This window comes from Hephaestia sp. MAHUQ-44 (assembly GCF_023806085.1).
Taxonomy (GTDB): domain Bacteria; phylum Pseudomonadota; class Alphaproteobacteria; order Sphingomonadales; family Sphingomonadaceae; genus Sphingomonas.
The window spans coordinates 13,550-36,158 of record NZ_JAMSLX010000012.1 but is presented as its reverse complement, the minus strand read 5'-3'; the positions used below and the strand labels follow the sequence as shown (position 1 = coordinate 36,158).

The window sequence follows — 22,609 nt, the reverse complement described above, 5'->3', positions numbered from 1 at the left end:
GAGCCGCGCGGATGCGTAAAGCTCAGGGACGGTCCGGCAGCGCGCACAATTGCCGGCTTTCCCGAAACGCCCCTCAGTTTTCGGTGTGTGGGCCGAGCAGGCCGGGCCGATCGGGGATCTCGGCGCCGCGCGCGAGCAGGCGGTGGCGATCGACCGGCCCCGGCAGGCGCCAGGCGCTCGTCCGATCGGCGGTAAAACCAAAAAAGCGGCCGTAATATTCGGGGTCGCCGACCAGCATCAGCCGCTCGCTCGCACCGATCGCGGTGGCCGCGGTGAGCATCTGTTCCATCAGCCTATGGCCGAGCCCGCGTTGCTGTCGCGGCGGATCGATGGCAACCGGCCCGACCATGACCATCGGCCAGACGCGGCCATCGTCGTCGGTGAGCGCCACCGGCCAGCACTGGATCGTGCCGATCAGCGCGTCGCCGTCGACCAGCGCGAGGCTGAGCGCCGCGATCGGAGCGGTGTGCTCGCGGACCTTATAGGCGGTTCGTGTGTGCCGATCGCTGCCGAAGGCGCGGTCGAGCAAATGCTCGACGGCGGCATCATCGATCTCGGCAAGGGGCACGAACTGCGGCACCGGGCATGTCCTTCAGAGCCGGCGCAATGGACGGCCGGGGCGGCGCGCTTTAGCTCTACAGGACGTTCTGGCAAGCGCGAATCGCGAAAGGGCGGTGATCGGGATGAAGCTTTACGATGCCGAATGGGCGCCCAGCCCGCGCCGGGTGCGCATCTTTCTCGCCGAAAAGGGAATCGAGATCGAGCGCGTGATGGTCGATCTGCGTAGTGACGAGCAGCGCGGCGATGCCTATCTGGCAATCAATGCGCGCGGCGCGGTGCCCGCGCTGGAACTCGATGATGGCGAGGTGATCTGCGAATCGGCGGCAATCTGCCGCTATTTCGAAGCGCTCCAACCCGAACCATCGCTCTTCGGGGCCACGCCGGTCGAAATCGCGCGGATCGAATCCTGGACGCGCCGGATCGAGAATGATGGCTATACCGCCGTGGTCTATGCGTTCCGCAACAGCCGCGAGGCGTTCAAGGATCGCGCCGCCTCTGGCAAATGGCCGCCGATTCCCCAGATTCCCGAACTGGCGACACGCGGGGCGATCATGTGGAACGCGTTTGTCGAGGGGCTCGAGGCGCGGCTTGGCGAGACCGACTGGATCGCGGGCGGCACCTATAGCTTTGCGGACATCACGGCATTGGTGACGATCGACTTCGCCCGCGCCGTTCGGCTCGCGGTGCCCGACGCCTATGGCAATATCGCCCGCTGGCACGCGGCCGCCTCGGCACGGCCGAGCGCAGCGGCCTGAAAGGCCTGTTCGGGAACGCGGCGCCGGGGGGCTTGTCCGAACATGCGTCACGCCCGTTGCCGTTTGCCGATCGCAGGCCTAAGGGCCGCGCCATGCAGCGTGACCGTCTCCAGCTCGAAGTGCACGATCTCGAAGTGCCGGTGCTCACCGGTATCTATTCGGAGGAGACGCATCTGCCGCAGCCGCTCAGGATTTCGTTGACGGTCGATCTCGATTGCCCCGATCGTTACACCCCCGATACGCCGCTGAGCGAATCGAAGAACTATCTCGATCTGAAGCGGGCGGCGACCGATCTGCCGCAGGGGCGGCATTTCACCCTGATCGAAGGCGTGGCCGATTATATCGCCGAGACGCTGTTTCTCCAGGACAAGCGCGTCGCGCGTGTCGCGGTTAAGATCGTCAAGCTTGCGATCGCCGAGGCGGGCGAATCGATCGGAATCACGCTGATTCGCCACCGGGGCTGATTCGGCGCGGCCGGGCCAGTCCCGGCCGCGCGCCCGGTAATGCGCTCAGTAAGACGGGGTTCGATCGCACGCGCCGAGCGCGCGCAGCACATACCGATAATCGGCGCGGGCCTGCCGCGCATTGGCAGGATCGGCCGAATCAACGCTGGATTGGGGTAGTTCGGGCGGCAGCGCGCAGGCGAGGCGATACCATAGCAAGGTGTTTGGCGCGGGCGGGGCCGCGGCGTCGTCGACGATCTCGCTCAGCGCCACGGCCCATTGTTTCTGTTCGCCCGGGCGGCTCAGCACGTTGAGCGACACCGGGCTGCCGTCGGCGGTCCCGAGGAAGATCTGGGTCTCGCCTTCGCCGGGCAGCGATCCGGGTACATAGAAAGCGTTGCCGACGCCGGTGATGACCGGTGGCGCGTCGGCCGCGACGGATTCGCGGACGATCTGGCGTACCAGCCCATCGGCGGCGGGCGACCAGCGGCGCTGGGCGTCGGGGGCGACCAATTGAAGCTGATCGGGGCGATTCGCGACCGGCCGGGCGAACAGCAGTACTCGCAACTTCTTCAATTTGGGGGCTTTACCCAGCGAATCGAGCGGAACGTCGACGATGTAGCCGACCTTTTTGGGGATGCCTTGCGATCCCCGGATCAAGGTCTGGACCTGGGCATTGATATAAAATCTCATCATTCCGGGGGCGACGCCGATCGCTTCGTCACCTTTGATTCGAACCGCGCTGTCGATCGCGGCATCGACGATCATCGGTGCCGCCAGCACGAGATCGGCGAAGTCCGCATAACGTGGCATGGAAACCGCGTATCCTCCCGGCTGAACAGCATTTTGTCCAACGGCGGGGGTGACGAGAAGGGTGGCTGCGGCGGTCGCCGCGAGGAGCGTTCGAGAAGCGTAAAACATGCCTGGAACGTTACGCGATACCAATCACTCTATACAGAAATAATTCTACGGGACGCGGTTTGAACGTTTATTACGTCAGACAAGGCGTTGCGTCCGGCGATTGGTGTCGATAGAGACTCGCGATCTCTGACGGGCTGGTTTAGCCTCGATTGAGAATGGTCGGCCTGACGGGATCGCACAAAAGTACAGCCGGACCTGTCATTGGGATTGAGGAGTGTCGTTTCTGAATGGCCTACGCTGATAGGAATGCGAGCGGAAGTCGCGTGGTGGCGCTGGTGATCGTTGGCCTGCTCCACGTTGCGCTCGGCTATGCCTTCGTAACCGGCCTGGCGTACCAGTACGTCAAAAAGGTTTCGGAGAAGTTGAATACGTTCGACGTCGAGCCCCCGCCCCCGCCACCGCCGGATGAACCGCCGCCCCCGCCACCGCCGGACCAGCCGATGACGCCACCGCCCGTGGTGTCGCCGCCGCCGATCGTGATGACGCCGCGCGCGCCGACGGTTATTATGAACACTGTGCCGACACCCCCCAAGGTGTACGTGCCAACGCCGATCGCCGTGCCGCCAGCGCCGCCAGCGCCGCCGCCGCCGCGAGTCGATGAATCTGCAAAGATTCGAGGAAATGCGGGCCGATTCTTCGGGCCGGACAACTATCCGTCGCAGGCGAAGCGCGAGAATGCCGAAGGCACCACGCGCGTCCGCCTTACGGTGGGGACCGATGGTAAGGTTACCGACTGTACGGTGACGTCATCGAGCGGCAACGATTCGCTCGACGATACAACGTGTCGCATCTTCCGTTCGCGGGTGCGGTTCACGCCGGCGAAGGACCACAACGGCAATCCGATTTCGGATTCGCTCACCCAATCGGTCACGTGGAAGTTGACTGGCTGATCACCGGTTTCGGGAGCGGGGGGATGGCGATCGCGCTGCCCCCCTGCGACCCGATCTCCAGCTCGAAATATTGATCTAACAAGGAAGAACGCCAAATGCTCACGACCATTCTTGCCGCGGGCGCCGCGGCCCCCCAGGGCGAAAACCCGTACGGTCTCATCCCCGCCCTTCAGCAGGGTGGTATCATCGCGCAGTCGACCTTCGCGGTCCTCGTTCTGATGTCGATCGTGTCGTTTTACATCCTGTTCACCAAGCTGTTCGAGCAGCAGAAGATCATCAACCAGGCCAAGCGCGTCCGCCAGACCTTCTGGAACTCGCCCAACCTGCGCGAGGCGGCTGCCAAGCTCGAGAAGAACTCCGCGTTCAAGCAGATCGTCGATGACGGCCTCGCCGCGCAGGACCAGCATGGCCAGCTGACCGATCCGATCGAAGCCCATGAGTGGGTGCACAATTCGCTGTCGCGCTCGGAAGCCTCGATCAACTCGAAGCTCAGCTCGGGCCTTCCGTTTCTCGCCACCGTCGGCGCCACCGCGCCGTTCATCGGTCTGTTCGGGACCGTGGTCGGCATTTATCGCGCGCTGATCAAGATCGGTGCGGCCGGTCAGGCGTCGATCGACGCGGTTGCCGGTCCGGTGGGTGAAGCGCTCATCATGACCGCGCTCGGCCTCGTCGTCGCGGTGCCGGCGGTGCTGGCGTACAACTGGCTGCAGCGCCGCAACAAGACGATCGCGGAAGATCTGTCGTCCTTCTCCAACGACGTGCTCGGCTATCTGTCGTCGGCCGGTTCGGTGAAGCCGACGGTCAAGGCGGCCGCTGCTCCTGCCGCGAAGCCGGCGGCTGCGGGCGCTGCTGCGCAGAAGCGTTCGTAAGACGATAAAGGCCGGTATCGCTCGACGATACCGGCCGCATGCGTCGCAGGATCGTCCTGCGGCGACCAAGATTGCAGAGGATAGCTCTCAATGGCAGTGAGCGTTGGTGGGGATGCCACCGAAACCCCAATGTCGGAAATCAACGTCGTTCCGCTAACGGACGTCATGTTGGTGTTGCTCATCGTGTTCCTGATCGCGATTCCGGTCGTGATTCAGTCGGTGCCGGTCAAGCTGCCCGATGTTCGCTTCGATCCGACCACGACCAAGCCCGAGAACGTGTCGCTCTCGATCAAGGCCGGGGCCGCGGGGGATTGCGAAGTCTATTGGAACATGACCAAGGTCACGAGCGAGGATCTGCTCAAGATGGCGGTCGACAAGCTCAAGCTGGAGATCGACCGTCAGGGTGGCGTCAATGCGCCCGACCTCGAGCTTCCCGAGGCCCATATCAGGGGTGACGTGAACACGCCGTATCATTGCATCGGCGGCGCGATCTACACCATGCAGATGGCCGGCTTCGCGCGCGTGGGCTTCATTTCTGAGCCGCCCCCGGGTGGTGTCACGGTGCGCATGTGAGCCCGAGGGACAGGAGTTAAGACGAAATGGCAATGAGTGGTGGCCGCGATGACGGCGAACCGATGATGGAAATGAACACGACGCCGTTGATCGACGTCATGCTCGTGCTCCTCATCATGTTCATCATCACCATCCCGGTTCAAACCCACGCCGTGAAGGTCGATCTGCCGCAGAACGACCCCAACCAGCAGCAGAACCCGATCGAGCCCGACAAGAACAAGATCTCGATCGATCCTGCGGGCGTGGTGGCGTGGAACGGATCGCCGGTCGACGAGGTGACGTTGCGTCAGTATCTCGACCAGACGACGACGATGAATCCCGAACCCGAGCTTCATTTTCAGCCCGATCGTAACGCGCAATACGCGAAGGTCGATGCCGTGCTGGCGATCATCAAGCGCTCGGGCGTGACGAAGCTTGGCTTTATCGGCAACGAGCAATATGCTCGCGATTTCTAACCTCTTTTCGCGCCAGCGACGGCACGAAGCAGGGCGGCCCTCGGGCCGCCCTTTTTTTTATATCGTCTCGCGCGGGCGTCATACGCTCCGCGGCCAAGGCCGGCAGGCGCGTGTCGGCGCGGTCCGGGTGGTTGTAAGGATTGATCGGGCAAAGCGGCTCGGCTCAGCCTGCACCCGCGCTACAGCTTGGGCAGCGTAACGCCGCGCTGGCGCATATATTTGCCCGCGCGATCGGCATAGGTGGTCTCGCAGGGTTCGTTGCCTTGCAGGAACAGGAACTGGCACGCGCCTTCATTGGCGTAGATCCTGGCGGGCAGCGGCGTCGTGTTCGAGAATTCGAGCGTGACATGGCCTTCCCAGCCCGGCTCGAGCGGGGTCACGTTGACGATGATCCCACAGCGCGCATAGGTCGATTTGCCGAGGCAGATGACGAGGATATCGTCAGGCACGCGGAAATATTCCACCGTGCGGGCGAGCGCGAAACTGTTGGGCGGGATGACGCACACGTCGGTCTTGCGGTCGACGAAGCTGTTCGCGGCGAAATCCTTGGGGTCGACGACGGCGCTGTCGACATTGGTGAAGATCTTGAATTCGTCGGCGACGCGCGCGTCATAGCCGTAGGACGACAAGCCGTAGCTGATCGTGCCCGCATTGCGCTGGCCGTCCACGAACGGCTCGATCATGGCGCGGTTGAGCGCGGCGTCGCGAATCCAGCGGTCGGACATGATCGACATTCACTTCGTCTCCGGCTTGATGGGCGAAAGGCGCGTCACAGCGCTTTCTCGTAGATCTGATACACTTTGTTGACGCGGCTATCGATCGTCTCGGCGATCGCGCGCATGCCCTGATTGTCGTCGAGAATCCAGCCGATCTCCCCACGCGTCGCGCCGTAATGGGCAAGCGACGCGCGGCGGATATATTCGATCATCATGAAAGCAAGCTGGCTCGCGATCCGCGACGATTGCAGGTCCTTGACCACGCCCATCAGCGGGACGCGCATCGTGCGCACGCGGGGCTTGCGCAGCCACCAGAGCAATTTGGCCCAGCCGAACGGCAGCAGGCTGCCTCCCAGCGGTTTGATCGCTTCGTTGAGATCGGGCAGCGTGATCATGAACGCCACCGGCCGACCATCGAGTTCGGCGATGCGGATCAGATCGTTGAAGACGATCGGCTTCAGCTTCTTGCCGACATCGTCGATCTCGGGCTGGGTCAGTGGCACGAACCCCCAATTGTGCGACCAGGCATCGTTGAGGATCGCGAGGATGATCGCGGCCTCGTGCTCGAACCGGGATTTGTCGACCTTGCGGACGACGATGCGATCGTTGCGCTCACCCGATTGGATGATGCGTTTGACGATCGGCGGAAATTCCTGGGTGATATCCAGATCGTAGGTCATCAATTGCTTGGCGGGGGTGAAGCCGGCGCGCTCGATCCAGCCGCGATAGGCGGGCTTGGCGTGCCCCATCATGATCGTCGGCGGGTGATCATAGCCCTCGATCAGCAGTCCCGGCTCTTCCCAGATCGACATGCTGATCGGCCCGATCACGCGCGTGATCGCGCGGTCGCGCAGCCAGGCTTCGGCGGTGGCGAGCAGCGCGGTGAAGATCGCTTCGCTTTCGGCCTCCATCAGCCCGAACTGGCCGCAGCCGGGGCCGAAGCCCTGATCGGCGGGCATGGTCTGCGCCAGCGTGTCGATATGCGCCGAAATGCGTCCGACCACCTGCCCGTCGCGCTCGGCGAGGAAGAGTTGCGCGTCGGCATGGCTGAACCAGCCGTTCTTGGCGGGCGTGATCAGCCCCAGCGCCTCGCTCTTGAGTGGCGGCACCCAGTTCGGATCGTCCCGATAGAGCCGGAAGGGCAGGTCGACGAACGCCTTGCGATCGGCCTGGGTGAGGACGGGACGGATCGTCGGGGTGCTGGCCACGGGCTGCCTTTCGATGCTGGATCGCCGCGCTTTAGCGGGCGAAGATGGCGAAGACGAGGCCTCGCTTGATGTTTACGCCGCACCGGTTCGCCATCCCCTCCAGCCGACGTGCGGCAATCACTGATCGACGCCGGTAATCGCCTTGATCGATCAAAGTCGGCGAACTGTGGCGATCTGGCACTGGCAACGCCACGCTCGCGCCACTATTTCCCGCCAATGGAATCGCTTATGAACACGACGCTTCCCCTGAACGCGCGGCGCGCGACGGCCGAGGCTGCGCCGACGCCGCGGCTGCGGATCGCCGACGACAAGGCGATGCTGCGCGCCGCGGCGGAGTTGACGCGTGATCTCCATGCACCGCGTCCGCGCCTCTATTGGGCCGATCTGCTGGCATCGGTGACGGTCGGTTATATCGCGCTTGCCGGTGCGCTCATGCTGACGGGCGGCTGGGCGGTTGCGGCGGGTGTGGTGGCGGTGATCGCATTGTATCGCGCGCTCAGCTTCATCCACGAACTGACGCATCTGAAGCACAGTGTGATGCCCGGCTTCCGGCTCGGCTGGAACGCGTTGGTCGGCGTGCCGATGCTGACGCCGTCGTTCATGTACGAGGGCGTCCACAATCTGCACCACGCCAAGACGCGCTACGGCACGGTCGACGATCCCGAATATCTGCCGCTCGCGCTGATGAAGCCATGGACGCTGCCGGCGTTCATCGTGATCGCGGCGCTGGCGCCGGTGGGGCTGCTGATCCGTTATGCGATCCTGGCACCGATCTCGGCGATCGTGCCGGGGCTGCGCACGCTGGTGGTCGAGCGTTATTCGGCGCTGGCGATCAACCCGCACTTCCGCCGCCGCGCGCCCGAAGGCGAGGCCAAGCGGCTGTGGCACCGCACCGAGGCGGCGGCGAGCGTGTGGGCGATCGCGCTGATCGCCTTGGTCGCGACGGGGGTGATCCCGCTCAAGGCGTTTGCGATCATTCTTGTGGTCTCGTCGGGGGTCGCCTTGCTCAATCAGGTACGGACGCTGGTCGCGCATCTGTGGGAGAATGACGGCGAACCGATGAGCGTGACCGCGCAATATCTCGATTCGGTCAACGTGCCGCCGCCGGCGACGCTGCCGGTGCTGTGGGCGCCGGTGGGGCTGCGTTACCACGCGTTGCACCATCTGCTGCCGGGGGTGCCGTATCACGCGCTGGGCGAGGCGCACCGCCGCATCACTGCCGCGGTGGACGAGGGATCGCCCTATCACAAGGCGAGCTACAAGGGGATGCCGGGGCTGATCGCCAAGATCGCCCGGAGCACGATGCGGCTTGGCTGATTGGCGGCCCCGGCCGCTCCCCCACCTCCAGATCGGGCGGGAGCGGGCCACATCAGCAGATAAACCTATTCCTCCGTCCTGATCAGCACGGCTTCGCCGATCATCAGGAACAGCAGGAACGGCGCCCAGGCGGCGAGGAAGGGTGGGTAGGCCCCGAGGCTGCCCATCGCGAGCGCGAAATTGTCGGCGACGAAATAGGCGAAGCCCAGCCCCATGCCGATCACCGCGCGGACGAACAATTTGCCCGATCGCGCCAGCCCGAACGCCGCCACTGCACCGAGGATCGGCATCAGCATCGACGAGAGCGGGCCCGACAATTTATGCCACAGCGCGCCCTCGAGCGCCTTGGTGGGCCGCCCCGCCGCGTTGAGATCGTCGATCGCTTCCTTGAGCGCACCGAACGAGAGCCCGTCGGTATTGATGTTCGACAGGGTGAACTGATCGGGCCGGACGCCGTGGCCGATCACCAGGCTGTCGTGATGGGTCAGCGCCCCGTTCGCGACCTCGAAACTCCTGACCGGGCCGATCCGCCAGCCGTCGCCGTCGCGCGTGCCGCGGGGTGCCGAGAGCACACGCGTCAACCGCCCGTCGGTGCGATCGTAGACGGTGATGGTGCCGAGTTGCGCCGCATCGCCGCGGCCACGGATCTGGCCGACGCGGATCAGATCGTCGCCGTCGCGCACCCAGACGTTCGAGCGGTCGCCCCGGTCGATCGGCAACGGCCCATATTCGACCGCCTTCCACTGATCGAGCGTCGCGCTGGCGCGCGCGAGGATGCGGTCGTTGAACGTGAACGAGATCGCCGATACCGCGAGCCCTGCGAGGATCAGCGGCGCGAGCACCTGATGCGCCGACAGCCCGGCTGCCTTGAGCGCGATCACCTCGCTGTTCTGGTTCATCGTCGCGAGCGTGACGATCGTCCCGAGCAGCACCGAGAAGGGTAGCACGAAGGCGATGATCTGGGGCGCGCGCAACGATACATAGCGCCACACCTCGCTTTGGTCGTTGCCCGGCACTGCAAGGATGTCGCCCGATTCGCTCAGCAGGTCGAGCATCTGGAGCACCAGCACCAGCGCCGCGACGATCACGAACGTCCGCACCAGGAACATCCGCACCATGTAGAAGGCCACGGTGCGCGACGGAAAGAAGCTCGCCTGGCTCATGCGCGCGCCTTGCGCCGGCCGGGCAGCAATCGCGTCACCGCTTTGGCGAGCTTGGCGAAGCCGCGTTCGAGTGCACCGATCGGCTGGCCGCCGGGGACGTAGGCGATCGTGTGGTACATCCACAGGATCAGCGCCGCGAAGATCACGAACGGCGTCCACAAGGCGATGACCGGATCGATCCGGCCGAGACCGCCGATGTCGGCGGCATATTGGTTCACCTTGTGGTAGCTCACGATCATCACGATGCCCAGGAACACGCCAAGCGCCGAGGTCGATCGCTTGGGCGGTACCCCGAGCGAGACCGCGAGCAACGGCAGCAGCAGCATCGTCGCGACCTCGGCGATGCGGAAATGGAATTCGGCGCGCGAGGTGGCACGCACCTCTTCGGATGCGTCCCGATCACGGCCGAAACGCACCAGCTCGGGTAGCGTGCGTTCGAGGTTGCGGCCACCGCGCGCGCGGAAAGTCTCGAACTTGGGCAGGTTGATCGGCAGGTCGTGCGACGTGAAAGTGAGCACCCGCGGCGTGCGATAGCCCGGCGCATCGTTGACCAGCGTGCCGTTGGTGAGGCGGAAGATGATGACATCGGGATCATCGGTGCCGAGGAATTGCCCGCGTTCGGCATTGGCCGAATAGGAACTGCCCGATTTGGTGTCGGCATGGACGAAGATGCCCGAAAGTTGCCGGCCTTCGTCGCGGCTGCGCTCGATACGCAGCGTCATGTCCTTGCCGAAATGGGTGAACTCGCCGACCTTGATCGATGCGCCGAGCGCGCCTGAACGCAGCTCGAAGCGCAGCCGCTCGTACTGGAAGCGCGCATAGGGTTGAATATAGCCGACGATCGCGAGGTTGAGCGCCGCCAGCACCAGCGCGTAGAGCATCGGCACGCGCAACAGCCGCCCATAGCTCATGCCGAGGCCGCGCATCACGTCGAGTTCGGACGAGGTGGCGAGCCGCCGGAAGGCGAGCATGATCCCGAGCAGCAATCCGATCGGGATGCCCAGCCCCAGATATTCGGGCAGCAGATTGGCGAGCATCCGCCACACGACGCTGATCGGCCCACCCTCGGTCGCGACGAATTCGAACAACCTCAGCATCCGATCGAGTACGAGCAGCATCGCCGCGATCAGCAATGTCGAAATCAGCGGCACCGCAATCAGTCGGGCCAGATAGCGATCGATCGATTTCATGGCGGTCGCGCCGGTGGTCCCGATAATGCGTGGAATGCCCGCTATATCGGCGCGAACGCCACCCGTCAGCCTTATTCGGCGGCCACGCGGTGCGGTGCGACGGAGCGCTCGGTTGCGAGCGCGGCGCCGATCGCGGTCTCAAGCCCCGCGAGCGTGAACGGCTTGCGCAAGACGGTGTGGCCGTGGAACGCCTCGCCCGTCGCCTCGCCCGAATAGCCGGTGACGAACAGCACCGCGACATGGCGGTGGAGCGGGGCGAGCGCGGCGATCATCTCGGGCCCCGTCTGGGTGGGCATCAGGACGTCGGAGACGATCAGCTCGACGTGCGGATGCTGTCCAAGCAATTCGGGCGCGCGTAAGGGGTCGCTGCAGGGGATCGGGCGATGGCCCAGTTCCTTGAGCGCGCCGACGGTGGCGGCCAGCACGCGCGGATCGTCCTCGACGACGAGCACGTCGATCGCCTCGACCGCCGCGGGTGCGGCCGGTTCGCCACGGTCGGCGGTGCTGGCGGCGGCCTCGCCGAGATAGCGCGGCAGATAGACGGTGACGGTGGTGCCCTTGCCGGGGGTCGAGGCGATCGCGATCTCGCCCTCCGACTGGCGCAGGAAGCCGAAAATCTGGCTGAGCCCGAGTCCGGTGCCCTTGCCGACCGGCTTGGTGGTGAAAAACGGCTCGAACACGTGCTCGAGCACGTCGGGCGCCATGCCGCAGCCGGTGTCCGACACCGCGATCCGGACGTAATCGCCGGCGGCGCACCGCCCGACCTCCTCGGCCGCGAGCGTTGCGCTATCGACCGCGATCGTCAGCGTGCCGCGACTTTCCATCGCGTCGCGCGCATTGACCGCGAGGTTGAGCAGGGCGTTTTCGAGCTGGTGGCGATCGGCCCAGATCCGCCAATCGGTACCGCTGGTGTGCGTTTCGACGGTGATCGCGTCGCCGATCGTGCGGTCGAGCAGGTCGGTCATGCCCGCGATCAGCGCGCTGACCTCGATCGCTTCGGGCAGCAGCGCCTCGGCGCGCGAAAAGGCCAGCAGGCGGCGGGTGAGCGTTGTGGCGCGGTTGGCGCCTTCGGTGGCATTGTCGATATAGCGGACCGCGCTATCGGGATCGACGGAGACATTGCGCCGGGCAAGTTCGAGTCCGCCCAGGACGACCGCGAGCATATTGTTGAAATCATGCGCGATGCCGCCGGTAAGCTGGCCTACCGCTTCCATCTTCTGGATCTGGCGCAGCTTGGCTTCCTGCTGTTTCAGTTCGGCGGTCGCTTCGGCGATCAGTTCTTCGAGCCCCTCGACGCGCAGGCGTTCGGCCTGGGCCTCGGCGCGCGCCAGGGCACGTTCGCCGATCGCACGGACGGCCAGCCAGCCGAGCACGATCATCGCGAGCACGATCAGCACGCCGAACGCGACCAGGATTTTGACCACGCGGTTGGCGCGCGCGACCGTTTCGGCCGCCGCCCGCGTGCGCTTGCCGAGCAACGTCCGCTCATGGGTGACGATCTCGTCGAGCGTGCGATTGACGGTGTTGAGCGAATCGCTCGCGCGCGCCTTGTAGAAACGCGCCAACGCCTGGCTGTTCTTGTTGTAGAAGGTGCTGAGCGCGGTATCCGACAGCGCGTCGCCGCGCTTTTCATAAGCGCTGCGCAACCGATCGATGCGGTCCTGCTGAACCTTATCGTCGCGCGTTACCTGATCGAGCCGGTCGAGTTGCCGCCCGGCGCTCTGCCATTGCTCGTAATAGAGGCGGCCGAGCGTGCGGTCGCCCGAAATGACGTAGCGGCCAAGCGATGCTTCGGCCTGCCGAAGCGTGCTCGCCAGCCCACCGGTCAGGATCATGACTTCGTAGCTGTGCGACTGGAGTTGCAACGCGCGATCGCGCTCGCGGTCGGCTCCCGAGATGGTGACGACCAATCCGGAGAGCACGCCGATCCCCAACACCGCCGCGACCACCAGCAAGATGATCCGCCAGTGCACGATCGGAGCCCCAGTCCCCGCCTGTGCGCTCGCCATATCGCTCATCCGACATCGATTTTAGCCAAAGGCGGCCCGCGCGCCTAGGGGGGTCTCGGCTCAGCCGATCGCGCCCACGGCCCGCCCGGCAGCGTGGAACATTTTCAGAATCGCGTCAATCTGGTCGCTGGTGTGTTCGGCGCACACCGAGCAGCGCAGCAGGAAGATGCCCGCGGGCGTCGCCGGTGGGCGGGCCATGTTGACGTAAAGGCCGCCGTCGAGCAGCGCCTGCCACATCGCGACGGCCTGTTCCTGATCCTCGAGAAGCACCGCGATCACCGCCGAATCGGGCGTCTTGGTGCCGAGCCTGAAGCCCATGTCGGTCAACCCGTTGTGGAGCGTGCGGGCATTTTCCCACAGATGCGCGCGCTTGTTGTGGGCGTGCATCAGCTTGCGGATCGATACTTCGGCGGTCGCGACCACCGAGGGCGGCAGGCTGGCGGTAAAGATATAGGGGCGGCAGGCGAGGCGGATCGCCTCGAACTTGGGGTGGTTCGAAACGCAGAAGCCGCCGACGGTGCCGACCGATTTGGAAAAGGTGCCGACGACGAAATCGACCTCGCCCTCCAGCCCCTGATCCTCGTACACGCCGCGCCCGTTGGGGCCGAAAAAGCCCATCGAATGCGCCTCGTCGACGAGCACCATGCACCCGTGCTTCTTGGCGATCGCAACCATCTCGCGGAGCGGTGCGATGTCACCGAGCATCGAATAGACGCCTTCGAGCACCACCAACTTGCCCGCCTCGGCGGGCAGGCGGCCGAGCCTTTTGTCGAGATCGGTCACGTCATTGTGGCGGAAGCGGACGATCTCGGCCACGCCCTGCTTGCAGCCGTCATAGATCGACGCGTGGCTGTCGGCATCGAGGATGACGTAATCGCCCTTGCCCGCGAGCGTCGAGATCATCCCCAGATTGGCCATATAGCCGGTCGAAAAGACGATCGCGCCCGACATGCCGTAAAAATCGCGCAGCGCCTGTTCGACCCCCATATGGTCGCGGAAAGTGCCGTTGAGCATCCGGCTGCCGTTGGTGCCCGAACCGAACTGGTCGAGCGCGTCCTTGCCCGCCTGGATCACGTCGGGGTCGAAGGTCATCCCCATGTAATTATAGGTGCCGAGCAGGATCGTGTCCTTGCCCTTGATCACCGCCTCGGTGGGCGATTTTACCTGTTCCATCACGATCGCGAACGGATCGGTGACGCCCGAATCGATCAGCGCCTGGCGTTCGGCGATCAGGCCGTCGAACTTGCTCATCAGGTCGCGGTCGGGGGCGGTGGAATTTGTCATGATCTCATGTCCTCAACCGTTCGTGCTGAGCTTGTCGAAGCACCGCTCTTCTTTTGCTGCGGTGAGAAGAAAGGGCGGCCCTTCGACAAGCTCAGGGCGAACGGGATTATTGTGCCTTCAATTTCTCGACCGCGTCGACCAGCTGGCCGACAGTCTCGATCTCGGCCTGCATGTTCATCGTGATCAGGATGTCGAATTCGTCCTCGATCGCGGCGACGAAATCCATCACCGTCAGGCTGTCCCATTCGAGATCGGTCTGGAAGGTGGTCGCATCGCTCAGCGCGACGCCCTTCTTGTTGAAGGGCTCGATGAGGCGGGAGACGGTAGCGAAGGTCTGCTGGCGGTCGCTCAAGGCGAGTCCTTTCGTGAGATCGTTCCCGCCGGCTCTGACAAGGAATTGGGGCGGGATTTCGGCGCGCTATAGCAGCGAATGCGCCCGATACCATCGTGCGGTCGCCGCCAACCCCTCGGGCGTGGGCACCTCGGGCTGCCAAAGCGCCGGATCGGGACGCTTTTCGGCGTCGATCGTCCAATCGGGGTGGCAGAAATACGCGACCCGATCGGGGGTCAGCTTGGCGCGGGTGCCGCGCACCAGCCTATCGGCGCGCGCGGCGAGGTGCAGCAGCGGCGGCGGCAGCGCCATCGGCATCACGCGCTGGCCGACCGCACGGCCGATCGCGCGCGCGAAGTCGTCGTGAGTCCAGGCGCCGGGCTTGCCGTCATCGGCTTCGAGCACGCGCTGGTTGGTGGGCGCGGCAACCAGCGCGAGCAACAGCCGCGCCAGATCGGACACCGCGATCACCGAGAGCTTGCCCGGCGGCGGCAGCAGCGCGATTCCCCAGCGCGCGAGCCGGAACAGATCGCGCATTTCCATGTCGCCAGGGCCGTAGATCGCGGGCGGGCGCACCATTGCCCAATCGAGCGCGGAGGCCTGGACCACCGTCTCGGCCTCGGCCTTCGACCAGCCATAGGCCGAAAGCTGCGGTTCGCGCGCGGCAAGCGACGAAACGTGGATGAAGCGGCGCACGCCGGCGCGCTCGGCGGCGGCGACGATCGCCCGCGTCCCGTCGATATTGCCCGCCACGAATCCGGCGCGATCGGGTGCGTTGACCACGCCCGCGACATGGATCACCGCCTCCGCGCCGCTTACCAGCCGGTCGAGCGCATCGGGGGCGTCGAGCGCGCCTTCGATCCAGTCGATCCCGTCGCGTTCGGCCTGCGGTCGGCGGGTGAGCGCGCGCACCTCGTGGCCTGCGGCGAGCGCCTGGTCGATCAGGCAGCCTCCGACGAACCCGGTGCCGCCGGTGAGCGCGATTTTGCTCACACCAGCGCCATATGGCTGCGATGGACGAGCGCGGCGCGCGGGGCGTGGCCGAGAATATCGGTCAGTTCGTCGGTGCGCTTGCCGATGATGAGGCGCGCCGAGGCCGAATCATATTCGCATAAGCCCCGCGCGATCCGGCGCCCCTTGACCGAGACGATCTCGACGATGTCGCCGCGCGCGAAATTGCCCTCGACCGCGGTGGCACCCGCCGACAACAGGCTGTTGCCCGCGCGCAATGCCTTGGCCGCGCCTTCGTCGACGCGGATCGTTCCGCCCGAGGTGAGCCCGCCGGCGATCCACGCCTTGCGCGCGCTGGGATGGCCTTCGGCGATGAAAACGGTGCCGTGCCCGGTATGCGTGAAGCGCGCGAGCGCGTGCGGTCCGTGGCCCGAGATGATCGCAAGATCGATCCCCGCGCCGGTCGCGATCCGCGCCGCCTCGATCTTGGAGACCATGCCCCCCGATCCCATCCCCGACGAGGATTTGTTATCGGCCATTGCCTCGATTGCGCCATCGATCCGCGCGACCACCGGGATCAGGCGCGCGTCGGGGTTGCTGTGCGGGTTGGCATCGTACAGCCCGTCGATGTCCGACAGCAGGACCACCCCGCTCGCATCGGCTGCCTGCCCGATCCGCGCGGCGAGACGATCGTTGTCGCCAAAGCGGATGCGCTCGGTCGCGACCGTATCGTTTTCGTTGATGATCGGGATCACGCCGAGGCCGAGCAGCCGGCTCAACGTCGCCGAGGCATTGAGATAGCGCCGCCGATCCTCGAGATCGTCGAGCGTCACCAGCACCTGCGCGGCGGTCATCCCGCGCGCCGACAGCAGATCCGCCCACATATGGGCGAGCGCGATCTGGCCGGTCGCGGCCGCGGCCTGCGCGTCCTCAAGGCTGTTGCGCCCGCCGCCGGGCAGCCCGAGCCGCCGCGCGCCGAGCGCGATCGCGCCCGAGCTGACGATGGCGATCTGCTGGCCGGCTTGCGCGCGCCCGGCGATGTCGGCGACCAGCGTCTCGACCCAATCGGTATGGACCTCGCCTTCGGGGCTGACGAGCAGCGCCGAACCGACCTTGAGGATCAGCCGCGCGCAGGTGCCGGGAGAGAAGCGGTTGGCTTCATTTTCCACGCGAATCTCCTGTCGTTGCAGGCCGCGGTCGCGTCAGATCGGCGACCATTCGATCGCCTCCTCCCCGTCGTCATCCGCCGACACCGGATCGGGCGCGGTGCCGAGGATTTCGACCAGTTTGTCGAGCACCCAATCGACCCCGGTGCCGCTCACGGCGGATACCGGAATCACCGGCGCGCCGCTGGCGTCTTCGAGCTCGCCCGACAACGCCTCGATCAGTTCGTCGTCGAGCATGTCGACCTTGTTGAGCGCGATGACGACCGGCTTGGCGTCGAGCCCGGCGCCATAAGCCGCCAGTTCGTCGCGGACGATGGCGTAACTGGTCGCGACATCCGCGTCATGGGCATCGACGAGGTGGAGCAGCACGCGGCAGCGCTCGATATGGCCGAGGAAGCGATCGCCGATCCCGGCGCCCTCGGCCGCGCCCTCGATCAGTCCCGGAATGTCGGCGAGCACGAATTCGCGGCTCTTGTGGCGGACCACGCCGAGCTGCGGGCGGGTCGTGGTGAAGGCATAATCGCCCACCTTGGCCTGCGCGTTGGTAACCGCGTTGATGAAGGTCGATTTGCCGGCATTGGGCAGCCCGACCAGTCCGGCATCGGCGAGCAGCTTGAGCCGCAACCACACCCAGGCTTCTTCGGCGGGCCAGCCGGTGCCGTGCTGGCGCGGGGCGCGATTGGTCGAGGTCTTGTAGCTCAGATTGCCGCGGCCGCCGTCACCGCCGCGCAGAAAGACCGTGCGTTGGCCCTCGTGCGTGAAATCGAGCAGCACATGCTCTTTGTCTTCGGACAGGATCTGCGTGCCCACCGGCACCTTGATGACCAGATCGTCGCCGCCGGCGCCGGTGCGGTTCGATCCCGCGCCGCCTTTGCCGCGCGGCGCCCGGAAATGCTGGGTGTAGCGAAAGTCGATCAGCGTGTTGAGGCCGTGGACCGCCTCGAAGATGATGTCGCCGCCCTTGCCGCCGTTGCCGCCGTCGGGCCCGCCGAATTCGATGAACTTTTCACGTCGAAAGCTGACCGCGCCGGGCCCGCCGGCGCCCGAGCGCACGAAGATCTTGGCAGAATCGAGAAAATGCATCGCCGCTAGATAGCGAAATCGCGTGGATTAGCCACCCTTGTGGTTCGACAGCAGGATGTCGAAAGCGAGCCCGCGTGCGCGATCGCGGGGCAGGCCGAGAGCGCGCGCCATCGGCCCGCCGAGCAGCGCGTCGCCCAGCGCCATCAGCACGAGTTGCAACGTTTCCTCGTGGATCGAATGGGTCGCGTCGTCATGGTCTTCGGCAAGTTCGTCGACCAGATCGTGGATCGCCGTGAGGATCGGATCGAGCGCGCCTTCGTCGCCCGACAGGATCATCCAGCTCGCCAGCGCCCCCGCGCCACCGGTGTCGAACGCATCGAAGGTAAGGTCGACCACCTCGCGCGGGTTCTGGTCGCCGGCGCGCGCGCGCAGCGCGGCCTCGCGGATCGTGGTCGTGATCGCGCCCGCCATGCGACCGATCAGCGCCTTTTGCAGCCCCGCCGCCGATCCGAAATGGTGGAGCAGATTGGCGTGGGTGCGCCCGATCCGCGCCGCGACCGCCTTGAGTGTTACCGCCTGCGGCCCCGATTCGAGCAGCAGCGCACGCGCCGCTTCAAGCGCGGCGTCGCGCGATTCTTCAGGAGTCATCCGGCGACGGGAGGCGAGGGCGATTGTGGCCATTACCCTGCCTCTGTCGGCGGAATCCGGTGGAAGATCAAGGCAAGCCCCCGCAGACGGCCGATGGCGGTGGCGGCGTGGGTCACGCCGCCATACGCATCGGATCGTCGGTTTCGTTGTCCTCGTCGAGCACGAGCGCATAATTCGCCCCCGGCGCGACGCCGCCGCGCGCGATCGAGCGGCGCGGCTCGATACGCCCGGTGGGGCGAAAGCCGAGCTTGGCGAGCACGCGCGCCGACGCCGGATTGTCGACGAAATGCCAGGCGTGGAGCCGCTTGTAGCCGAGCGCATGGCGCGCCATGGCGATCACCGCATGGCCTGCCTCGGTCGCGTAGCCGCGCCCCCAGACCGTGGGCGTCAGCCAGTAGCCAAGCTGGTGGGTGCCGTCGGTCTCGTGGTGGATGCCGATCCCGCCGACGATCTCGGCGGTGTCGCCTTCGCGCGCGCAGATCAGGAAGCTGGGCTGCGCGGCGCCGCGCGGCTGGCCCAGAAACGCCTCGGCATCGGCCAGCGTATAGGGCCAGGGCGCGCGGGCGAGCCTGGTGACCACCGTGTCGTGCGCGATCGCGCGCGACAGGGCATGGGCATCCTCGGGCCAGCCGGGCCGCAGGGTCAATCTCTTGGTACGGGCGAACATCATACGCTCTCCTCACGCTGTTGTGCGGCCCCATGACGCGCCACCGTGACGCGCCCGAGACAGCCGGGGAGGGAGCAACAAAAAAGGGAGCCGGGGCGACCCGTCTCCCTTTACTGGTTCCGATTGCGGTGGAACCCGGATCGCCACGGTGGGCGACCCGGATGGTCACCCGATATTATTCGGCTGCCGCCATAATGGCGTCTACCGAGCAGAACTTTCGGCCGAGTTTGCCCTGATGGAAGGTCACGCGGCCTTCGACGAGCGCGAACAGCGTGTGATCCTTGCCGATGCCCACATTGCGGCCCGGATAGAATTTGGTGCCGCGCTGGCGCACGAGGATGTTGCCCGGAACGGCGATTTCGCCACCGAACTTCTTCACGCCGAGACGACGACCGATCGAATCGCGGCCGTTGCGCGACGAACCGCCTGCTTTTTTATGTGCCATTGTCTAAACTCCTTCGCGCTCAGGCGTTGTCGGCCGCGGCCTTGGCCGGTGCCTTCGCTGCTGCCTTCTTGGGCGCGGCGGCCTTGGGCTCCGCGGACTCCGGCTTGGCCTCAGCGGTCTTCTTGGGTTCGGCCTTCTTGGCCTTTTCTTCGCCGATCGCGACGATCTTCAGGATCGTGTGCTGCTGACGATGGCCGTTGCGGCGGCGATAATTGTGCCGGCGGCGCTTCTTGAAGACGATGACCTTGTCGGCCTTCGCCTGCGCGACGATCTCGGCGCCGACGGTGAGCCCGTCGACGGCCTTCAGCTCAGCGCCCTCGCCCGCGAGCAGCACGTCGTCCAGCGTGATCTTGTCACCGGCTTCGCCGCCGATTTTCTCGACGACGATCTTGTCTCCCGCGGCAACACGATATTGTTTGCCGCCAGTGCGCACGACTGCGAACATGGCCCTCATCACTTTCCAAATGCATGTGCCCGCGCAGGGCATGCCTGGCGGGAAAGGGGGCCCGCCTATGACAGCGGGCCGATTCTGTCAACGCCTCTCGGACGTGCGCGGCGACATTTGTCGGGCCGCGCCGGGCGTGCTTCAGTGCCGATGCTCGCGACGCAGCGTGTAGCGGCCGTCCTGATAATCGGTGAACATCCCCGCCAGCGCCGGGTGGTGGATCGGCTCGTCGCTGTCATCGGCTTCCAGATTGGCCTGGCTGACATAAGCTACATAGCTCGAATCGCCGTTTTCGGCGAGCAGATGGTAAAAGGGCTGATCCTTGCGCGGGCGCAGGTCCTGCGGGATCGCGTCATACCATTCGTCGGTATTGGCGAAGATCGGATCGACATCGAAGATCACGCCGCGGAAATCGAACACGCGATGCCGCACGACATCGCCGATCGTGAAATTCGCGTGCGCCACGGCCGGAAGCGGCGTGTTGGCGTCGATGTGCGGAAGAAGAAGGCGGGAACGTTCCATGCCGCCTAATCTAATAGCGATTCGGCAGCGCACAAGCGGGTGCTTGCGGGCCGGTATCGATTGGGTTAGAGGCCCCGCCCACATCGTCCTGCCGTGCGTTGGCGCGGATACCTTTCGTGCGGAGAGGTGCCAGAGTGGTCGATTGGGACGGTCTCGAAAACCGTTGTGCCTTTACGGGTACCGTGGGTTCGAATCCCACCCTCTCCGCCATTTCAGTCCCTGAATGGGCACCGCGTTTACGCCGGTTTTTCCGAGAAGCGTCTGTAGCAGCCGGGTCTTCGATCCAATGATACGGACCTCACCCTCTGCGACCTCAACACGTTGGGCGAGCGCGCGGAGATGGTCGCGGCGATAGCCACCGCCCTCAAGGCGGATGCGCCGGCGAGCGGTCTCGGCGAACCGCTCGATCATGTCGGGTGTAACGGCTTTGCTACCTGAACTGTCGAGCATTGCCTGCGCCCGCCCAGCGTCGGCCTTGGCTTGGTCGCGCACAGCCTTGAGGCCGTCGATGCGGTCCTTGAGCGCCGGGTCGTCAATGTCGGCGACGCCCGCCTCGATCGCATCATAAAGCCGCTTGAGCCGTAGTTCCGATTCGGCGCTGCGCTTGCGGAGTTCGGCGATATGTTCGCGGCGACGTCCGCCCTGCTCCTGCCGACGATCGAGAACAGCGGCGAGGATAGTTTCCAGCCGTTCGGGACGCAAAAGCCGCTTCTCAAGATGCTCGGCGACGAGATCGTCGAGCTTCTCCATCGGCACCGCCATCCCTGTGCAGGCGGTCGGCCCCTGACGCGCCTTCGTCGAACAGGCATAGTAGCGATAGCGCCCACCCTTGCCGGTTCGGATGGTCATGGCGCCGCCGCATTTGGCGCAATGGATGAGACCGGTAAGCATGGTCGGCCCGCTGATGACGCGGGAAGGCATGGTCTTGGGGTTGCGGGCCTTGAGCAGCGCTTGCACCGCTTGGAACGTCTCGGGATCGATAAGCGGCGGGACCGCGACCGTGACGATCTCATGGGCGGGTTTCAGCGCCTTGGTCTTGGTGCGCTTGTTGAACTCATGCTCGCCCATATAGGTGCGCCGGGTGAGGATGCGGTGGACCTGTCCGATCCCCCAGCGCCCGCCATCGCGGGTGAAGATGCGATGGCTATTGAGGTAGGAGACGATATTCTTGACGCCCATCTGGCCGGTGGTGCCGTCGCCCTCCAGCGCGAGGCGGTAGATCAGCCGCACGGTGTCGGCGTGGAGCGGATCGATCTCCAGCTTCTTCTTGACCTTCGCGCCCCGCGTTTCGGCCGCGATCGTCCGATAGCCGATCGGTGGTAACGAGCCGTTCCAGAATCCCTGCCGGGCATTCTCCTTCAAGGCCCGGATGACGTGCTTGGCGTTCTCCTTGGACTGATATTCATCGAAGAGTGCCATGATCTGCCGCATCATGACATGCATCGGATCGTCGCCCATCTCCTGCGTGATAGAGACGAGCTTCACGCCGTTCTTGGCGAGCTTCCTGACGTAGAACTCCAACTCGAAATGGTCGCGGAAGAAACGCGAAAAGCTGTGGACGACCACCATGTCGAACGGCGCGGGCTTGGTCGTGCCCGCCTCGATCATCCGCTGGAACTCCGGTCGTCGATCGTTGGTGGCGGACGCGCCCGGTTCAATGAACGTGTCGACCAGCGTAAGGCCGCGCGACTGGCAATACGCCTCGCCCTGTCGCTTCTGGTCCGGGATCGAAACATCGTGCTCGGCTTGCCGGGCGGTCGAGACGCGCAGATACAAGGCGGCGCGAAGCGGAACGGTCATGGCAGACTCCTTGGGGTCAGGTCATCGATTGGGGCCGAACACCTCATCGAACAGGTCGCCAAACCAGCGTTCGAACGTAACGATTTCGGTCTCGGTGACGGGCACGCAGTCGGGCCAGTCGTCGGTGACGATCCAACGGGAAAGATCGTATTTGGGCGGCCTGCCGCCGATCTGGCAGGGATAGCCCAGCAGCGCGGAAAGCTGCTCGGATGCGGTCGGCGCGCGTGGTTTGCGGGGCCGTGCCATCGGGGGATGAT

General features: G+C 65.3%; 26 protein-coding genes and 1 tRNA gene. 8 read left to right on the top strand and 19 right to left on the bottom strand.

The features are described 5' to 3' along the window. Positions 1-73: 73 nt before the first annotated feature. Entirely contained in the window at positions 74-580 is a 507-nt protein-coding gene (locus NFE57_RS12810; RefSeq protein ID WP_252135981.1) for a GNAT family N-acetyltransferase, read from the bottom strand. A 103-nt stretch (positions 581-683) separates the two neighbouring features. On the opposite strand from NFE57_RS12810, the gene NFE57_RS12805 reads away from it, so the two are divergent. After that, positions 684-1,316, top strand: coding sequence for a glutathione S-transferase family protein (locus NFE57_RS12805; RefSeq protein WP_252135980.1), 633 nt, complete (start codon positions 684-686; stop codon positions 1,314-1,316). 92 nt (positions 1,317-1,408) lie between these two features. Next, positions 1,409-1,780: a dihydroneopterin aldolase gene (locus NFE57_RS12800; RefSeq protein WP_252135979.1), complete on the top strand. Its 372-nt coding sequence runs from the start codon at positions 1,409-1,411 to the stop codon at positions 1,778-1,780. Between the two features lie 45 nt (positions 1,781-1,825). Here NFE57_RS12800 and NFE57_RS12795 read toward each other — a convergent pair whose 3' ends face one another. Beyond that, a complete protein-coding gene (locus NFE57_RS12795; RefSeq protein WP_252135978.1) occupies positions 1,826-2,572 on the bottom strand; it encodes a hypothetical protein in 747 nt (248 codons plus the stop codon). Positions 2,573-2,907: 335 nt separating this feature from the next. On the opposite strand from NFE57_RS12795, the gene NFE57_RS12790 reads away from it, so the two are divergent. The 4 genes from NFE57_RS12790 (at position 2,908) to NFE57_RS12775 (ending at position 5,467) form a co-directional block, all read left to right on the top strand. Further along, positions 2,908-3,570 (top strand): energy transducer TonB, encoded by a 663-nt coding sequence (locus NFE57_RS12790; RefSeq protein ID WP_252135977.1) that lies wholly within the window; start codon positions 2,908-2,910, stop codon positions 3,568-3,570. Positions 3,571-3,665: 95 nt separating this feature from the next. Beyond that, positions 3,666-4,439 (top strand): MotA/TolQ/ExbB proton channel family protein, encoded by a 774-nt coding sequence (locus NFE57_RS12785; protein ID WP_252135976.1) that lies wholly within the window; start codon positions 3,666-3,668, stop codon positions 4,437-4,439. 90 nt (positions 4,440-4,529) lie between these two features. Further along, positions 4,530-5,012 (top strand): ExbD/TolR family protein, encoded by a 483-nt coding sequence (locus tag NFE57_RS12780; protein WP_252135975.1) that lies wholly within the window; start codon positions 4,530-4,532, stop codon positions 5,010-5,012. A 26-nt stretch (positions 5,013-5,038) separates the two neighbouring features. Further along, positions 5,039-5,467, top strand: a complete 429-nt coding sequence (locus NFE57_RS12775) for an ExbD/TolR family protein (RefSeq protein ID WP_252135974.1) — start codon at positions 5,039-5,041, stop codon at positions 5,465-5,467. A 179-nt stretch (positions 5,468-5,646) separates the two neighbouring features. On the opposite strand, the gene dcd is transcribed toward NFE57_RS12775, so the two are convergent. Both dcd and NFE57_RS12765 read right to left on the bottom strand, forming a co-directional pair. Next, entirely contained in the window at positions 5,647-6,201 is a 555-nt protein-coding gene (gene dcd, locus NFE57_RS12770; RefSeq protein WP_252135973.1) for a dCTP deaminase, read from the bottom strand. A gap of 35 nt (positions 6,202-6,236) precedes the next feature. Then, positions 6,237-7,391, bottom strand: coding sequence for an N-acetyltransferase (locus NFE57_RS12765; protein WP_252135972.1), 1,155 nt, complete (start codon positions 7,389-7,391; stop codon positions 6,237-6,239). 228 nt (positions 7,392-7,619) lie between these two features. Between NFE57_RS12765 and NFE57_RS12760 the strand changes: the two genes are divergently transcribed. Next, positions 7,620-8,708 (top strand): fatty acid desaturase family protein, encoded by a 1,089-nt coding sequence (locus tag NFE57_RS12760; protein WP_252135971.1) that lies wholly within the window; start codon positions 7,620-7,622, stop codon positions 8,706-8,708. Between the two features lie 65 nt (positions 8,709-8,773). On the opposite strand, the gene lptG is transcribed toward NFE57_RS12760, so the two are convergent. The 13 genes from lptG to hspQ form a co-directional block, all read right to left on the bottom strand. Further along, entirely contained in the window at positions 8,774-9,871 is a 1,098-nt protein-coding gene (lptG, locus tag NFE57_RS12755) for an LPS export ABC transporter permease LptG (protein WP_252135970.1), read from the bottom strand. Beyond that, on the bottom strand, positions 9,868-11,061 hold the full coding sequence (gene lptF, locus NFE57_RS12750; RefSeq protein WP_252135969.1) for an LPS export ABC transporter permease LptF: 1,194 nt from the start codon (positions 11,059-11,061) through the stop codon (positions 9,868-9,870). Before lptF ends, lptG begins: the two co-directional genes overlap by 4 nt. A gap of 71 nt (positions 11,062-11,132) precedes the next feature. After that, positions 11,133-13,079: a hybrid sensor histidine kinase/response regulator gene (locus NFE57_RS12745; RefSeq protein WP_252135968.1), complete on the bottom strand. Its 1,947-nt coding sequence runs from the start codon at positions 13,077-13,079 to the stop codon at positions 11,133-11,135. 51 nt (positions 13,080-13,130) lie between these two features. After that, the gene (spt, locus tag NFE57_RS12740) at positions 13,131-14,354 is read right to left on the bottom strand and encodes a serine palmitoyltransferase (RefSeq protein ID WP_252135967.1); all 1,224 of its coding nucleotides are present in this window, start codon (positions 14,352-14,354) and stop codon (positions 13,131-13,133) included. A gap of 106 nt (positions 14,355-14,460) precedes the next feature. After that, positions 14,461-14,706 (bottom strand): acyl carrier protein, encoded by a 246-nt coding sequence (locus tag NFE57_RS12735; protein WP_252135966.1) that lies wholly within the window; start codon positions 14,704-14,706, stop codon positions 14,461-14,463. A gap of 66 nt (positions 14,707-14,772) precedes the next feature. Continuing rightward, entirely contained in the window at positions 14,773-15,678 is a 906-nt protein-coding gene (locus tag NFE57_RS12730) for an NAD-dependent epimerase/dehydratase family protein (protein WP_252135965.1), read from the bottom strand. Next, positions 15,675-16,805: a glutamate 5-kinase gene (gene proB / locus NFE57_RS12725; protein ID WP_252135964.1), complete on the bottom strand. Its 1,131-nt coding sequence runs from the start codon at positions 16,803-16,805 to the stop codon at positions 15,675-15,677. Before proB ends, NFE57_RS12730 begins: the two co-directional genes overlap by 4 nt. A 33-nt stretch (positions 16,806-16,838) precedes the next feature. Next, a complete protein-coding gene (obgE, locus tag NFE57_RS12720) occupies positions 16,839-17,885 on the bottom strand; it encodes a GTPase ObgE (protein ID WP_252135963.1) in 1,047 nt (348 codons plus the stop codon). A gap of 27 nt (positions 17,886-17,912) precedes the next feature. Continuing rightward, the gene (locus NFE57_RS12715) at positions 17,913-18,506 is read right to left on the bottom strand and encodes a TetR family transcriptional regulator (RefSeq protein WP_252135962.1); all 594 of its coding nucleotides are present in this window, start codon (positions 18,504-18,506) and stop codon (positions 17,913-17,915) included. Between the two features lie 79 nt (positions 18,507-18,585). Further along, on the bottom strand, positions 18,586-19,143 hold the full coding sequence (locus NFE57_RS12710) for a GNAT family N-acetyltransferase (protein WP_252135961.1): 558 nt from the start codon (positions 19,141-19,143) through the stop codon (positions 18,586-18,588). A 172-nt stretch (positions 19,144-19,315) separates the two neighbouring features. Next, the gene (rpmA, locus tag NFE57_RS12705) at positions 19,316-19,585 is read right to left on the bottom strand and encodes a 50S ribosomal protein L27 (RefSeq protein ID WP_252135960.1); all 270 of its coding nucleotides are present in this window, start codon (positions 19,583-19,585) and stop codon (positions 19,316-19,318) included. Positions 19,586-19,604: 19 nt separating this feature from the next. After that, complete coding sequence (rplU, locus tag NFE57_RS12700) at positions 19,605-20,030, bottom strand: 50S ribosomal protein L21 (RefSeq protein ID WP_252136029.1); 426 nt, start codon at positions 20,028-20,030, stop codon at positions 19,605-19,607. Between the two features lie 141 nt (positions 20,031-20,171). Continuing rightward, entirely contained in the window at positions 20,172-20,552 is a 381-nt protein-coding gene (hspQ, locus tag NFE57_RS12695) for a heat shock protein HspQ (RefSeq protein ID WP_252135959.1), read from the bottom strand. 120 nt (positions 20,553-20,672) lie between these two features. On the opposite strand from hspQ, the gene NFE57_RS12690 reads away from it, so the two are divergent. Further along, positions 20,673-20,762 (top strand) — tRNA-Ser (locus tag NFE57_RS12690). On the opposite strand, the gene NFE57_RS12685 is transcribed toward NFE57_RS12690, so the two are convergent. Together NFE57_RS12685 and NFE57_RS12680 are read right to left on the bottom strand one after the other, a co-directional pair. Beyond that, positions 20,724-22,352, bottom strand: a complete 1,629-nt coding sequence (locus tag NFE57_RS12685) for a recombinase family protein (protein ID WP_252135958.1) — start codon at positions 22,350-22,352, stop codon at positions 20,724-20,726. The genes NFE57_RS12690 and NFE57_RS12685 overlap by 39 nt on opposite strands. 21 nt (positions 22,353-22,373) lie before the next feature. Further along, complete coding sequence (locus tag NFE57_RS12680; protein WP_252135957.1) at positions 22,374-22,598, bottom strand: hypothetical protein; 225 nt, start codon at positions 22,596-22,598, stop codon at positions 22,374-22,376. Between the last annotated feature and the right edge of the window lie 11 nt (positions 22,599-22,609).